Here is a 13166-nt window from a genome sequence, read left to right on the forward strand (position 1 = left end):
TTGCTAACCCTTCACGGCACCGGATGTCAGCCCCGCGACGATGCGGCGCTGGAAGAACAGCACGAACAGGATGATGGGAATGGTGATCACCACGGCCGCGGCCGAGATCGTTCCCGTCGGGTCCTCGAACTGCGAGGACCCGGTGAAGAAGGACAGCGCCGCCGGCACGGTCCGGGACGACTCCGAGGCGGTCAGCGAGATCGCGAAGAGGAAGTCGTTCCAGCAGAAGATGAAGACCAGGATCGCGGTGGTGAACACGCCGGGTGCGGCGAGCGGCGCGATGACCCGGCGGAACGCCTGTGCGGGGGTGGCGCCGTCCATCTTGGCGGCCTTCTCCAGCTCCCAGGGGATCTCGCGGAAGAACGCCGACAGGGTGTAGATCGCCAGCGGCAGCGCGAACGTGATGTACGGCAGGATCAGGCCGGGCCAGGTGTCGAACAGGCCGAGCTGCCGCTCGATGTTGAACAGCGGCGTGATGAGCGAGATCTGCGGGAACATCGCGATGAGCAGCGACACCCCGATCAGGGCGCGCTTGCCGGGGAAGTCCAGGCGGGCGACGGCGTAGGCGGCCATCGTCGCGAGGACCACGGCGATGAAGGTGGAGATGAGCGCGATGCCGATGGAGTTGAACAGGGCGCGCATGAACTCGCTGGTGGCGAAGATGTCGGCGTAGTTGTCGAACGTCCAGGCGCGGGGGATGAAGTTGCCGTCGTTGATGGTCTCCTTCGTCTTGAAGGAGAGGGAGGCGATCCACAGCACCGGCATGAGTGCGTAGACCACGACGATGACGTTGACGAACGCCCACTTCGACTTGCGACGGACGGTCGGCTGGGTCGCGATGGCCATCAGCCCTTGCCTCCCTGGGTGCTGCCGGGTGCCGCGGCGCCGAAGAGCTTCACGAAGAGGTACGCGATGATGGCGACCGAGATGAAGATCAGCACGGACATGGTCGATCCGATGCCGAGGTTGAGGCCTCTGATCAGGTTGTTGTAGGTGATCATCGACACCGACGAGGTGTCGTTGGCCCCGGACGTCAGCACGAAGATGTTGTCGAAGATCCGGAACGCGTCGAGCGTGCGGAACAGCAGCGCCACCAGGATGGCGGGCTTCATCACGGGCACGGTCACCTTGATGAACCGCTGCCAGCCGCCGGCGCCGTCCATGGCCGCGGCCCGCATCAGGTCGTCGGGGACGAGTGCGAGGCCGGCCATCAGCAGCAGCGCCATGAACGGGGTGGTCTTCCACACCTCGGCGAGGATGATGATGGCGATGGACGCGCCGCGTTCGGTGAGTGGCGCGGAGTCGCCTGCGAACGCCTCAGCCAGATAACCGGTGTTGGGCGTCCACGCGTAGAACCAGGAGAACGCCGCCACGACGGTGACGATGCCGTAGGGGATCAGCGTCACCGTGCGGACCAGGCCGCGGGCGAGCAGCGTGCGGTGCATGATCATGGCGAGCGCCATGCCGAGCACCAGCTCGATCACCACCGAGACCACGGTGATGATCATCGTGACGCTGAAGGCCGTCCACCAGTAGGAGTTGGTGAGGACGACGACGTAGTTGTCCAGCCCGATGAACTCCTGCTGGTCGGGGAAGCGCAGGTCGTAGCGGTGCAGGGACAGCCAGATCGAGTAGATGATGGGCCAGCCCGTCACGGCGACCATCACCAGCGCGGCCGGGGCGCACAGCATCCAGGCGAGCCGCCGCTCGGCCTTCTTGCCCTCGCTCATCGCCTTGCGGTTGTCGACGGCCGTCGCGGTGTCCTTCGTGTCCTTCGCGGGCGGCTGCTCGGGGGCGGGCCCGCCCGCCTCGGGTGAGGTGGTGGTCACGGCAGGACCCCCTGGGACTCCAGGGCCGCGTCCAGTTCCTCACGCAGCCGGTCCGCGGTCTTCTCCGGGTCGATGGCCGACGGCGGGGAGAGGACCTTCGCGGTGACGGTGGACAGGTTCTGGTAGGCCGGGGTGAGCGGGCGGACCGCGGCGTCCTCCAGGGCGGCGCGGATGTCGTCCTTGGGCGGGTACTCGGTCGCCATCGTCGGGTTGGTCTCGGGGTCAGCGGGCTTGTCCGGGTCGAGTGGCGTCTCGTCGTCGTAGACGCCGGCGATGCTCGGCGGCAGACCGGAGCGCAGCGCCTGGAACTTCTGCGCCTCGGCGCTGCGCAGGCACAGCGCCGCCTCGAACGCCTCCGGCTTGTTGGGCGAGGAGTTGCTGACGGCCAGGTTGTAGCCGCCCGCAGTGGTGCGGCTGGTGCCGCCCTCCTCGACGGTGGGGAAGCGGGCCCACTTGAAGTGCTCCAGGTCGTCCGGCTTCTCCTGCGCGTAGGAGGCGTACACGTACGGCCAGTTGAACTGGTAGGCGCCCCGGCCGCCCTGGAAGGCGAGCCGGATCTCGTCCTCCTGCTGGTTGGACAGCGAGGGGCTGGTGATGCCGGAGGTGGAGATCTCCTTCAGGAGCTTCAGCGCCTCGACCACGCCGTCGTCGACGACGGCCCTCTTGCCGTCCTCGGACAGCAGCTCGCCGCCCGCCGAGGCGACGAGGCTGTTGAAGAACACCACCAGGCCCTCGTACTGGGCGCCGGTGAAGAGCACGCGGTGCGGTTCGCCCTCCGCCTTCAGCTCCTTGGCGGTGTCGATCATCTCCCGCCAGGTGCGCGGCGGTTCGGGGGTGATGCGCTCGTCGTACCAGAGCAGCTGCACATTGGTGTTCTTCGGGGCGCCGTAGAGTTTCCCGTCCCAGGTCGCCGTCTCCAGCGGGCCGGGGAGCACGTCGTCGACGGCTTCGGCGCGGTTGTCGCCCGTCCACTCCTCGATCCACCCGGCCTCGGCGAACTCGGGGATCCAGGTGACGTCCAGGCCGAGCACGTCAAGACCGGAGTCCTCGGCGGCCAGCCGCCGGACCATCTGCTCGCGCTGGCCGTCCGCGTCCCGCGGCAGCTGGTGGTAGACGATGCGGTACTTGCCGTCGGCCTCCTCGTTGCAGCGGTCGACCACCTGCTGGAGGCTCTCCTCGGGGGAGATGTAGAGGTTCACCACGATGCCGTCGTCGCCGCTGCCGCAGCCGGCCAGCAGACTGACCGCCAGCACCGAGGCGCCGGTCGCGGCGGCGAACCTGCCTGGTGGCCGCCCGGCTCTGACAGGTGCCCACGCTTTCACCATCAGGATCAGGCCTCCTTGCCTGCGCCGCCCTGTGCCGGGGCGGGTTCCCCCCGAACGGTGTGCCGGCCGATGCGGCACGTTGAAGCTCTTTCTGCCACAAGCTGAGCGGCGTACACCCGTCCTCGGCGACGGGTTGCCACTTTCTGCGCCCACGGGCCGTGACCCACGGCCCGTGGCACAGCGCCGGCGCGGTGCCACGGGAAGCCGCCCACTGCGTACCCCGCAGGTCCGGTTCCTGTGCCGGTTCCAGTGCCGGTTCCTGTGCCGGATTCAGTGTCCCGCCGTTCGCCCGGTTCCGCGCCCGGGGTCAGCCACTCGTGGCACGGGGTACGCCCGGCGGGTCACTCGGTGTCGGAGCGCAGCGCGTCCAGCAGCGGGACGGCGGCGGCCCGGTGGGCCGGCCAGAGCGAGGCGAGCACACCGATCACGGCGGTGAGCACGGTGAAGGCGCCCAGCTCCGGCCAGGGCACGACCACCGCTGGGCCGCCCAGCTGGGCGCGCACCGCGGCGGCCCCGATCACGGTCCCCGTGACCAGGCCGATCGCGCAGCCGAGCAGGGAGATCGTCACCGACTCCAGCCGCAGCACCGCCCTGACGCCGCTGCGGTCGAGGCCGACGGCGCGCAGCAGGCCGATCTCCCTCACCCGTTCGAAGACGGCCATGGTCATGGTGTTGACGACGCCGAGCGCGCCGATCACCACGGTCACGCTCAGCAGCGCGTACACGATCGCCAGCAGCGACCGGGTCGCCCGTGACTCGTCGGCGACCGCGTCCCGCCGGTCCTGGACGAGCAGCGTCGGGTTGTCCAGGGCGCGCACGACCTCATCCTTGAGCGCGGCTGTCCGCTCCGGTGCGGCGGCCCGGACCAGGACGGAGGTGAGCTGCGGCCGTTCCAGCCCCGGCCGATCCGCGCGCAGGGTCCTGATGTCCACCAGCGCCGAGTCCGCGAACGGCGCCTTCTCGTACAGGGCCACCACCGGCAGCCGGACCGGCTCGGTGCCGTCCCCGGCGGCGGAGCCGAAGGTGATCTCCGCCGTGGAGCCGAGCTGCCAGCCGCGCTCGCGGGCGGTCTCGGTGGTCACCGCGACGCCCCGGTACAGGTCGGCGAGGCTGCCCTCGCGCACTGTCACCGGCAGCACGTCGGCCGCGGCACCGGGGTCGAGGCCCAGCAGGTCCAGGTGGCCGCCCCCCGGCAGGCCGCCGTACTCGGAGGCGGTGGGGGAGACGGCCCGTGTGCCGGGAAGCCGCGCCACCCGACGGGCCGCGGAGTCGTCGATCTCGCCGAAGTCGACCGCCGTGACGCGCAGGTCGGCGGGGAAGGACGCGGCCACCTTGCGTTCCCCGTGGGCACCGATGGAGGTGATGGCGACCGTCGCCGCGGTGACCAGTGCCAGGCCGATCATCAGCGCGGTCGCCGTGGCGGCCGTCCGCCGGGGGTTGCGCCGCGCGTTCGCCACGGCGAGCCTGCCGTGCACCTGCGCCAGCCGCGCCATCGGGCGGCGCAGCAGCCCGGTGGCGCCCAGCGCGAACCACGGCGTCAGCACGATCATGCCGACCAGCAGCAGGCCCGCCGCCGTCAGGAACAGCATCTGGTCGTCACCGGCCACGGATCCGGCCGCCGCCGCCAGCCCCACCAGCCCCAGCCCCAGCAGGTTGCGGCGGAGCAGCGCGCCGGCCGGCGCCGGCACTCCCTGGCGCAGCGCCGCGACGGGCGGCACCGACGCGGCCCGCCGGGCCGGCAGCCAGGCCGACACGACGGTGACGCCCACCCCGACCGCGAACGAGGCGAGCAGCGGCTTCGCGGCGAGCAGCGGCAGCCGCTCGGCCGTCCCTCCGGCGAACGGGAACAGGGCGTGCAGCGCGCTGCCGACGCCGATGCCCAGCAGGTAGCCGACGGCGGAGGCCAGGGTTCCGACGACGGCGGCCTCGGCGAGCACCATGCGCTGCACCCGCCCGCGGGTGGCCCCGACCGCGCGCAGCAGCGCGTGCTCCCGGGCGCGGGCCGCACTGAGCATGGTGAAGGTGTTGGCGACGAGGAAGGTGGAGACGAACAGCGCGACGGCGGCGAAGCTCAGCAGCAGGTCACCTGTCTTGGTGTCGGTCGGCAGGAACGCCTCGGCCTCCCACTGTGCCCGGGTGAGGGCGGTCAGGCCGGGCGCGAGCAGCGCGTCCGCCTGCGCGGCCAGCCGGTCCGCGCCCACGCCGGGGCCTGCGGTCAGGGAGACGGCGTCGAACTGGTCCGGCGCGGGCGCGAGGCGGGCCCGTGCGGTCGCCAGGTCGAAGGCGGTGACGCTGCCGCCCGCCGCCACCCGGCTGTCCTCTGCGGTGAACACGCCGACCAGGCGGACCCGCAGCACCTCGCCGCCCACCACGACGCGCACCCGGTCGCCGACGCGGTGGCCTGCGCGATCCGCGGTGCCCCGGTCGACGGCGACCTCCCGCGGCCCGCGCGGCCCGTGGCCTTCGACGAGCGGGTAGCGCGGGTCGGCCCCGGTGGCGTCCGGTACGTGGGCCACGCCGACCGCGTCGTGCAGCGAGCCGACGGGCCTGCCGTCGGCTCCGACCACGAACGTCCGGCCTTCGACCTCCGGCCGCACCCGGGCGACACCGGGCAGGTCGCGCAGCTGCCGCAGCAGCGCGTCGTCGAGCCGCGCGTGGCCCGCGTCGCCGTCGGGCGCTTCGGCGGACGCGTCGCCTGCGGTCTCGCCGGGGACCTCCGGGACGGCGGTGGGGGCGTCGTCGGCGGGCTGGATCCGCACGGACACGTCCGGGTGCGAGCGGGCCTGCGCACTGGCCATCGAGGACGAGACCGCCTCCCCGTACAGCAGGGAGCCGGCGACGAACGCCACGCCCAGCACGACGGCGAGAGCGGGCATGAGGAAGCGCAGCGTGTGCGCGCGCAGGGTACGGAGAACGGTGCGGAGCATCGGGAGCCTTCACGAGCTGGTGCGGTCCGGAACGGGAGAGGACCGCGGGAGGGACGGCGGAGGATCGCGAGACAGATGGGCGGGGCGCGGAACGACGCGCGGGCCGGCGGCCCCCGGACGGAACGCGTCCGGAGCCCCGATCCTGCGCGGCGGGCAACGCCCGGCGGATCCACCGGACAGCCGAGACGGCGCCGCGGGCCTCAGCTGAAAGGCTGAGGTGGGCGCCGTGCGCGCTGTCGTAGCGTGAGCGACCGTGACCTCTGCCTCTCCCTTCCGCCGCCAGCTCCGGACCGCCACCACCGCCGTGCTGGGCGCCGCGCTGCTGGCGCTGCTCGTGTTCGAGGGCTCCGACACCGGCTACCTGCCGACCGCCGTGGCCGGCGTGCTGAGCGGCGCCCTGTGCCTGCTGGCCCTGCGCGCCGGGCGCCCGTCGCGGACGGGTCAGCTGCCCCCGGAGCCGTGGCGCCGCCTGGCCGCCGCCGTCCGGTCGGTGCGCCTGGCGGCACGGCTGCCGGCCGTGCCGCCGACGGCGGTGCTGTGGGGCGCGGCGGGCTTCTCGCTGTTGCTGACGGTGGTCACCACGCAGCTGACGCACCGGCCTGAGCACACGTTCGGCGTCGTCGAGTTCGGCGCGCTGCTGCTGCTCGTCTGCCAGGCGTTCCGCCGCCGCCGGCTGTTCGCCGCGCTCGCCGTCTCCACGGGGCCGTCGCTCGCCGCGTTGGTGCTGCCGCTGCGGCTCCCGCCGGACCAGCACGTGCAACTGCACCTGGTACTGCCCGCGTTCACCGTGAGCCTGGCGTTCGCCCTGCTCGCCGGCCTCAGCCTGCGGCTGCGCGACGCGCTGCGGGCCAGGGAGCGCGAGGCCGTCCGCCAGGCCCAGCGACTCCAGTACGCACGCGACCTGCACGACTTCGTCGCCCACCACGTGACCGCGATCGTCGCCCAGACCAAGGCGGCCCGCTATGTCGCGGCGGCGGGCCACGTCCAGGACCCGGCGGAGCTGGACCGCATGCTGGCCGGCATCGAGGACGCCGGTTCCAAAGCGCTGACGTCGATGCGCGCCATGGTCACCGACCTCCGCGAGCCCGCGACCGCGCCGACCGGTCCCGCGCCCGACCTGGGCGAACTCCTGGCCGGGGCCGTCGCCGAACTCCCCGCGGCGGCACCGCCCGTCACACTGCGCGTCGATCCGCGGCTCACCGGCGACCCGCACGGCGCGGGTGACCCGCACGGCGCCGGTGCTCCCGGCAGTGACGGCGGCGGGCGTGCGGCCCCGCCCGGCGCGGGGCTGCCGTCACCGCTGGTGCAGGCCGCGCACCGGGTGGTGCAGGAAGCCCTGACCAACGTGCGCAAGCACGCGCCCGCCGCCACCCGGGTGGATGTGGCGGTGCACGTTCCCGACCGCAGCCCCGACGTCCTGGAGGTGACCGTCACCGACAACGCCGGACCGGCGGGCCCGGGCGCTGCCGCGGCCGTGCCGTCCGGCGGCTTCGGCCTGCTCGGACTGACCGAGACCGTCGAAGCCGCCGGCGGTCACCTCACCGCCGGACCGGTCCCGTCCGACGCGGACCGCGACTCCGACGCGGCTCCCGGCCCGCGTGCCGGGCGGGCGGCGGACGGCTGGCGGGTGCGTGCGGAACTGCCGCTTCCGCCGGCCTGGGACCGGCGACGGCGGCAGGGCTGAGACGATGGGCGCCATGACTCTCCGGCTGCTCCTCGCCGACGACCAGCCCATGGTCCGGGCCGCGTTCCGCATGATCCTCGACGCGCAACCCGACATGGAGGTCGTCGCGGAGGCCGCCGACGGCGCCGAGGCCGTCGAGGCGGCCCGGCGGCTGCGCCCCGACGTCTGCCTGCTCGACATCCGCATGCCGGAGCTGGACGGCCTGGAGGCGACCCGGCTGCTCGCCGGCCCCTCGGTGCCGGAGCCGCTGCGGGTGCTCATCGCGACCACCTTCGACCTCGACGAGTACGTCTACCGCGCTCTGCGCAACGGCGCGTGCGGCTTCCTGCTCAAGGACAGCTCGCCCGCGCTGCTGGTCGAGGCCGTCCGGGCAGCCGCCGCCGGGAACGCGCTCATCTCCCCGGCGGTCACCGTGCGCCTGCTCGCCCGCATGGCGTCCGGCGAGGGGAGCGGGACGGCCACCGGCAGCAGCACGCCGGGCGCCGGCCCGAGCGTCCCCGCCCGCCACGCCGAACCCCTGACACCCCGGGAGCGGGACGTGGTGCGGCTGGTGGCGGGCGGGCGCACCAACGAGGAGGTGGCCGCGGAGCTGTACGTGACGCTGTCCACCGTCAAGACGCACCTGGCGAGCGTGCAGCGCCGCCTGGGGGCGCGCAACCGGGTGGAGATCGCCGCCTGGGCCTGGGAGAACGGCATCCGCCCGGTCCCCGACCGCCCCGCCCGCGACCCGGACCCGCGCCGCTGACGGCACACGTCCGGCCCGCACCCCGGTGAGGGGCGCGGGCCGGACGTGGACGGGCCGGTCGGGGGACGGGAGGCGGGGCCGGGTCAGCCCGGCCAGGTGCCCGTCAGGCGCCGGACCCCCGTGGCACCGCCTCGGTCCACCGCTGCCTTGACCAGGGCGAAGATCGCTCCCTGAAGGGCGGCGGCGGGCAGTACCTCGCGCCAGGTGCGGTGCTCGTCCATCGGCTGCGGCACGTCGTTGTCGTGTCCGGTGGCCTTCCACACCTTGCGGAACACCGCGCTGGCCAGCGCACCGCCGGCCATGCCGACGAGAATGCCCACCGGGCGGTACAGCATCTTGGCAGCCATCGTCATCGCCTCCTGCGGCGCAGCAGCACGATCGCCAGTACCACGACCACACCGGCGGCGATCAGCGGTCCCGGGTTGCGCCTGCCGACCTCCGCCACGTGCAGCGCCGACTCCCGCAGCTGCTCCGGTGTGCGCTCCTGGATGGCCTGGGCAGCCTGCCCGGCCTTGTCCTGCACGACGTGGGCCGCGTGCACGGCCTTCTCCTGCGCCTCCGCCGCCTTGGCCTGCGCCTGCGCCCGCACCTCGGCGGTCTTCTCCTTGGCCTGGCCCTTCACGTCGGCCTTGGCGGCCAGTTCCTCCACCGTGTCGCCGAGCCGCTCGCGGGTCTGCTCGACCTGCTTGCGCAACTGCTCGGGGCTGCTGGCGTCGGGGCCCCCGGCCCCGGGGGTGCTGGTCATCGACGTACCCTTCCCTTGATCTCCTCGACATCGGCCTTGACGCTGCTCACAGCCTCCTCCGGCATGGGCGGCGTCGCCTGGGCGATCTGCTTCTTCCCCGTCAGCGCCATCACACCCGCCACGGCGAACATGACGGCCGCGACGATGAGCGCGGCTCCCCACACCGGCATGACCAGGGCGAGGGCCGCCCCCGCGGCGACCAGCAACGCCTGGAGGCCGAGGAACCCCGCGACTCCGGCGCCTCCGAAGAGGCCCCCGCCGATGCCTGCCCGCTTGCCCTTCTCGGTCAGCTCCGCCTGCGCCAGCCGCATCTCGCTGCGGACCAGCTCCGAGAGCTGGGCCGACGCCTCCTTTACCAGCTCACCCGTCGAGTGCTCACTCGTGCCGGCCGGCCGGTGGCCCACAGGACCGCTCACTGCGCTCACCTCACTTCTTGCTCTGGGAGTTCCAGGTACCCGTTGACAGCGCGCTAATCATTCGGCGCCGGCGCCGGCGCCGAATGGCGGACGGCGGCAGGCGGGGCGAACAGGGTCAGCAGCGGAAGGGCAGGGACGCCACCCGGTTGTCGAAGCTCGACGGGACCAGCCGGGGGCTGCCGGTGGAGCGGATCTGCGGCAGCCGGGTCAGCAGCTCCCGGAACAGCGCGCGCATCTCCTGCCGGGCCAGGTGCGTGCCGAGGCAGAAGTGCGGCCCTCCGCCGCCGAAGCCCACGTGCGGATTGGGGGAGCGGGTGATGTCGAAGGCGTCCGGGTCGGTGAAGACGGAGGGGTCGCGGTTGGCCGCCAGGAAGTAGAGCGCGACCTTGTCACCGGCCGCCATCAGCCGTCCGCCCAACTCGAACTCGCAGGCCAGCGTGCGCCGGAACTGGATGATGGGGGTGCTGTGGCGCACCATCTCCTCTACGGCGCCGTCGAGATGGGAATCCAGGTCGGACAGCATCAGGGCACGCTGCTCGGGGTGCTCGGTGAGCAGGTGCAGGCCGTGGGCAAGCGCGTTGCGGGTGGTCTCCACGCCGGCGACGAGCAACAGGGAGAAGAACGAACCCAGCTGACGGTACGTCAGGGAACGGCCGTCGACGTCCGCCGTCACCAGGGCGGAGATGAGGTCCTCGCGCGGCGAGCGGCGGCGTTCCCGGCCCAGCGCGGCAATGATCAGGTGCATGCGGGCCAGCGCACGCAGGCCGCGACCGGGCACCCGCACCCGTGCGCGCAGTGAACGGTGCACGCCGGCGTGTGCGGAGGCCTGGTCGACGAGGTGCAGGATGCGGGCGCGCTGCCGCTCCGGGATGCCCATCATCGAGCAGATGACCTCGTAGGGCAGCCGGCCGGCGACGGTGGCCACGAAGTCCCCCGAGCCCGCCCGGGCGGCGTCGGTGGTGACCCGGGCGGCCGTCTCGCGGATACCGTCCTCCAACCGGGTGATGAGCCGGGGGGTGAAGGCCCGGGACACGATGCGGCGCAGCGCGGCGTGCTCGGGGTCGTCGAGGTTGACCATGGAGTCACCGAAGACGGTCCGCACCCAGCGGGCCGGCTCCGGTGTGGTGACGCCCGGCCCCGAGAGGAAGACCTGAGGCGTGCGGGCCGCCTTCACCACGTCCGCGTGCCGCACCAGCGCGTAGTGGCCCCGGCCACCGCCGTGCGGGCCGGGCACGAACACCGGAGGGCCGGCCTGGCGCAGCGCCTCGAAGACCGCGTTCCGTTCGGAAGCGGGCCGCCCCCAGAAGTGCGGGTCGGCGAGCCGGAGTTGCGGCGACGAGACTGACAGAGGGCCGCGCGGTGCCACCAGGGACATGATCACTCTCCGCCAGAAGTCCGTTGTTGCCCACATTGACGACAAAAAGGGGCAGTCAAGTCAACGTCCGACACCTCCCGCAGGACCGTCCGGGTGAGCCTGTGACCGTCCGGTGACACAGGCCGCCGCCCCGGTGCGGTTCCAGCGGCGTCCTGTGCGGCTCAGAGCGGCGCGGCGCCGCGCACGGCCGGGACCTCGAACACGGTCTCCAGGCCGTCCTCCTCGTCCCACTGCTCGCCGACGCGTACGAAGCCGAAGCGGGCGACGGTGGCCAGCGAGCCGGCGTTGCCGGGGCTGATCGAGGCGCGCACGGTGCGCACGTCCGGTTCCGAGGCCGCGAGGCGCAGCAGCTCCGCCAGCATCGCCGTGGCGTGACCGCGCCGCCGGTGCTCCGGAACCACGGAGTAGCCGACCTCGACCGTGCCCGCCTCGTCGGGCGGCCCGTGGAAGCCCGCGTGGCCGACGACGGCGCCGTCGGGCGTGGTGACGGCGATGCGCGCGAACCACCTGCCGCTCGCCGGGTCCTCGGCGAGCTGGCGCAGCCGCAGGTCCCACAGCCACCGGGCCTGTCCGGTGGTGAAGTAGCCGGTCAGCGGTACGCCGGACAGCTCCCTGGCCCGGTTGAGGTCGCCGTCGAGCAGCGCGCGCATGGTGTCCGCGGTGAGTGGGACGAACCGCAGTCGCGCGGGCGGGCCGTACGCGGCGGAAGGGGCGGACGGGGCAGCCGCATGGGTGAGGTGCGGCGGTGCGTTCTCGGTCATGGGCGAACAGTGGGCGCCGGCCGTACCGGTGTCCACTGGATTACCGGTCCGGGGGCGCGGTCCGAGAGAGGAGGTTTCACACGCGCACAAGCGGCAAGAAGCCTGTCATGTCCACACGATCCACGTACGGAGGCGCGGCGAGGCTCATCGCCGTCATCGCTGATATCGCAGCCCTGATCATCGGGCTGTGGATCCTGATGTACCTGCTCGGGGCGAACCGGGGCAACGAACTGGTCAGCTTCATCCACGACGCCGCCACCTGGCTCGCGGGCTGGTCCTACGACCTGTTCACCTTCGACAAGGAGTGGATGCAGGTCGTCTTCGGCTACGGCCTGGCAGCCGTCATCTACCTGGCCATCGGCCACATCTTCGCGTCCCGCGTGCGCCGCATCTGAGCGCCCGCGCCCACCGCCCGCGCCCGGCGGAGCGGTCTCAGACGGCCTGCGGGAAGTCGAAGACGCGGTCCGGGTCCCAGGCCCGCTTCACCTCCGCCAGCCGCGCGGCCGCCGGGCCGTAGTACGCCGTCCGCCAGTCGTCGAGGTCCGGGTCGGCGTAGTTCTGGTACGCGGCCCCCGAGGCGTGCGGGCGCTGCGACTCCCACACCCGCCGCACCCACGCCGCGTGCCGGCCCGTGCCTGCCGCGCCCAGGGGCTCTGACGGGCCGCCGTGCGGCGCGGGCAGGTGCGCGAGGTACTGGGCGAGCACCCGCTCCCGGCGGTGCACGAACGCGGTGGCGTGCACCGGGACCCGGCCCACCGCGCCGCCCAGCGCCGTCAGCAGGACCTCCGCGGCGCCCCCCTCGGGGGCGTCGAACGACTCCACGGTCCGCACCAGCGCCCGCCAGCCGGCGTCCGGCACCAGATGCCGGAAGAAGTGCGAGCGGGCGGTCTGGGCACCCCGGCGCAGGGCGCCCAGCGGGTGGCGGCCGGGCAGCCGTCCCGGCAGCCGGCTCTGCTCGTCGCTCAGCGACTCGCACTGCGCCAGCTCCCGCATCGCCTGCGCGTGCGGCACCTGCCGGAACACCGCCCGGTCCGCCGGTCCGCACCGGGCGGCCAGCCGGTCCACGGCGTTCTCCGCGTCCTGCCGCGCGCCGAGCGAGAGCAACCGCAGGGTGAGCTGCGGGCGTTCACCCGCCGAGGCGCGCAGCCGCACCGACGACCAGATCTCGTCGGGCAGTTCGGGCCCCCACCCCGCCTCCGGTGCTGCGGCGCCGCACCCGACGCGCCGTCGCCCTCGTGCGGCAGCATGCCACCCGGCTCGCACGGGGGTGCGTGCGGGCCGGGCGGCACCGGAGTGCGTCAGAGGGCCCCGGTCCCGGTCAGCCCTGATCCACTTCCCGACCCCTCACTTCCGGGGCCC

At 73.4% G+C, this 13166-nt stretch carries 13 protein-coding genes; 3 read left to right on the forward strand and 10 right to left on the reverse strand.

The features are described from left to right. Positions 1-3 precede the first annotated feature (3 nt). The 4 genes from QNO07_RS15465 to QNO07_RS15480 all read right to left on the reverse strand — a co-directional run bounded on the left by QNO07_RS15465 (position 4) and on the right by QNO07_RS15480 (position 6081). Positions 4-846 carry a carbohydrate ABC transporter permease gene (locus QNO07_RS15465; protein WP_283992588.1) on the reverse strand — a complete coding sequence of 281 codons (843 nt, stop codon included), beginning with the start codon at positions 844-846 and terminating at the stop codon, positions 4-6. Next, positions 846-1829 (reverse strand): carbohydrate ABC transporter permease, encoded by a 984-nt coding sequence (locus tag QNO07_RS15470; protein ID WP_502961857.1) that lies wholly within the window; start codon positions 1827-1829, stop codon positions 846-848. The genes QNO07_RS15465 and QNO07_RS15470 overlap by 1 nt, the downstream gene beginning before the upstream one ends. Continuing rightward, positions 1826-3154, reverse strand: a complete 1329-nt coding sequence (locus QNO07_RS15475) for an ABC transporter substrate-binding protein (RefSeq protein WP_283992589.1) — start codon at positions 3152-3154, stop codon at positions 1826-1828. The genes QNO07_RS15470 and QNO07_RS15475 overlap by 4 nt, the downstream gene beginning before the upstream one ends. Before the next feature lie 341 nt (positions 3155-3495). Then, positions 3496-6081 carry an ABC transporter permease gene (locus QNO07_RS15480; RefSeq protein WP_283992590.1) on the reverse strand — a complete coding sequence of 862 codons (2586 nt, stop codon included), beginning with the start codon at positions 6079-6081 and terminating at the stop codon, positions 3496-3498. A 253-nt stretch (positions 6082-6334) separates the two neighbouring features. Between QNO07_RS15480 and QNO07_RS15485 the strand changes: the two genes are divergently transcribed. Next, on the forward strand, positions 6335-7765 hold the full coding sequence (locus tag QNO07_RS15485; RefSeq protein ID WP_283992591.1) for a sensor histidine kinase: 1431 nt from the start codon (positions 6335-6337) through the stop codon (positions 7763-7765). A gap of 13 nt (positions 7766-7778) precedes the next feature. Then, positions 7779-8510: a response regulator gene (locus QNO07_RS15490; protein WP_283992592.1), complete on the forward strand. Its 732-nt coding sequence runs from the start codon at positions 7779-7781 to the stop codon at positions 8508-8510. 83 nt (positions 8511-8593) lie between these two features. Here the strand turns inward: QNO07_RS15490 and QNO07_RS15495 are convergent, their stop codons facing one another. The 5 genes from QNO07_RS15495 to QNO07_RS15515 form a co-directional block, all read right to left on the reverse strand. After that, a complete protein-coding gene (locus QNO07_RS15495; protein ID WP_502961858.1) occupies positions 8594-8857 on the reverse strand; it encodes a DUF4235 domain-containing protein in 264 nt (87 codons plus the stop codon). Between the two features lie 2 nt (positions 8858-8859). Continuing rightward, positions 8860-9255: a DUF3618 domain-containing protein gene (locus QNO07_RS15500; RefSeq protein ID WP_283992594.1), complete on the reverse strand. Its 396-nt coding sequence runs from the start codon at positions 9253-9255 to the stop codon at positions 8860-8862. Beyond that, a complete protein-coding gene (locus QNO07_RS15505) occupies positions 9252-9680 on the reverse strand; it encodes a phage holin family protein (protein WP_502961859.1) in 429 nt (142 codons plus the stop codon). Before QNO07_RS15505 ends, QNO07_RS15500 begins: the two co-directional genes overlap by 4 nt. A gap of 106 nt (positions 9681-9786) precedes the next feature. Continuing rightward, positions 9787-11046: a cytochrome P450 gene (locus tag QNO07_RS15510; protein WP_283992596.1), complete on the reverse strand. Its 1260-nt coding sequence runs from the start codon at positions 11044-11046 to the stop codon at positions 9787-9789. A gap of 161 nt (positions 11047-11207) precedes the next feature. After that, positions 11208-11807, reverse strand: coding sequence for a GNAT family N-acetyltransferase (locus QNO07_RS15515; RefSeq protein WP_349636837.1), 600 nt, complete (start codon positions 11805-11807; stop codon positions 11208-11210). Between the two features lie 107 nt (positions 11808-11914). Here QNO07_RS15515 and QNO07_RS15520 point away from each other — a divergent pair, with 107 nt between their 5' ends. Further along, complete coding sequence (locus QNO07_RS15520; protein WP_283992597.1) at positions 11915-12202, forward strand: hypothetical protein; 288 nt, start codon at positions 11915-11917, stop codon at positions 12200-12202. Positions 12203-12239: 37 nt separating this feature from the next. On the opposite strand, the gene QNO07_RS15525 is transcribed toward QNO07_RS15520, so the two are convergent. Next, positions 12240-13070 carry an FAD-binding oxidoreductase gene (locus QNO07_RS15525; protein ID WP_283992598.1) on the reverse strand — a complete coding sequence of 277 codons (831 nt, stop codon included), beginning with the start codon at positions 13068-13070 and terminating at the stop codon, positions 12240-12242. Between the last annotated feature and the right edge of the window lie 96 nt (positions 13071-13166).

Source organism: Streptomyces sp. 549 (genome assembly GCF_030124175.1).
Classification (GTDB): Bacteria; Actinomycetota; Actinomycetes; order Streptomycetales; family Streptomycetaceae; genus Streptomyces.

Bases quoted from the DNA above. Each gene is read 5' to 3' on its own strand.
- QNO07_RS15500 (WP_283992594.1), bottom strand. From the start codon at position 9,255: ATGACCAGCACCCCCGGGGCCGGGGGCCCCGACGCCAGCAGCCCCGAG.
- QNO07_RS15515 (WP_349636837.1), bottom strand. From the start codon at position 11,807: ATGACCGAGAACGCACCGCCGCACCTCACCCATGCGGCTGCCCCGTCC.
- QNO07_RS15465 (WP_283992588.1), bottom strand. From the start codon at position 846: ATGGCCATCGCGACCCAGCCGACCGTCCGTCGCAAGTCGAAGTGGGCG.
- QNO07_RS15490 (WP_283992592.1), top strand. From the start codon at position 7,779: ATGACTCTCCGGCTGCTCCTCGCCGACGACCAGCCCATGGTCCGGGCC.
- QNO07_RS15520 (WP_283992597.1), top strand. From the start codon at position 11,915: ATGTCCACACGATCCACGTACGGAGGCGCGGCGAGGCTCATCGCCGTC.
- QNO07_RS15510 (WP_283992596.1), bottom strand. From the start codon at position 11,046: ATGTCCCTGGTGGCACCGCGCGGCCCTCTGTCAGTCTCGTCGCCGCAA.
- QNO07_RS15480 (WP_283992590.1), bottom strand. From the start codon at position 6,081: ATGCTCCGCACCGTTCTCCGTACCCTGCGCGCGCACACGCTGCGCTTC.
- QNO07_RS15475 (WP_283992589.1), bottom strand. From the start codon at position 3,154: ATGGTGAAAGCGTGGGCACCTGTCAGAGCCGGGCGGCCACCAGGCAGG.
- QNO07_RS15495 (WP_502961858.1), bottom strand. From the start codon at position 8,857: ATGGCTGCCAAGATGCTGTACCGCCCGGTGGGCATTCTCGTCGGCATG.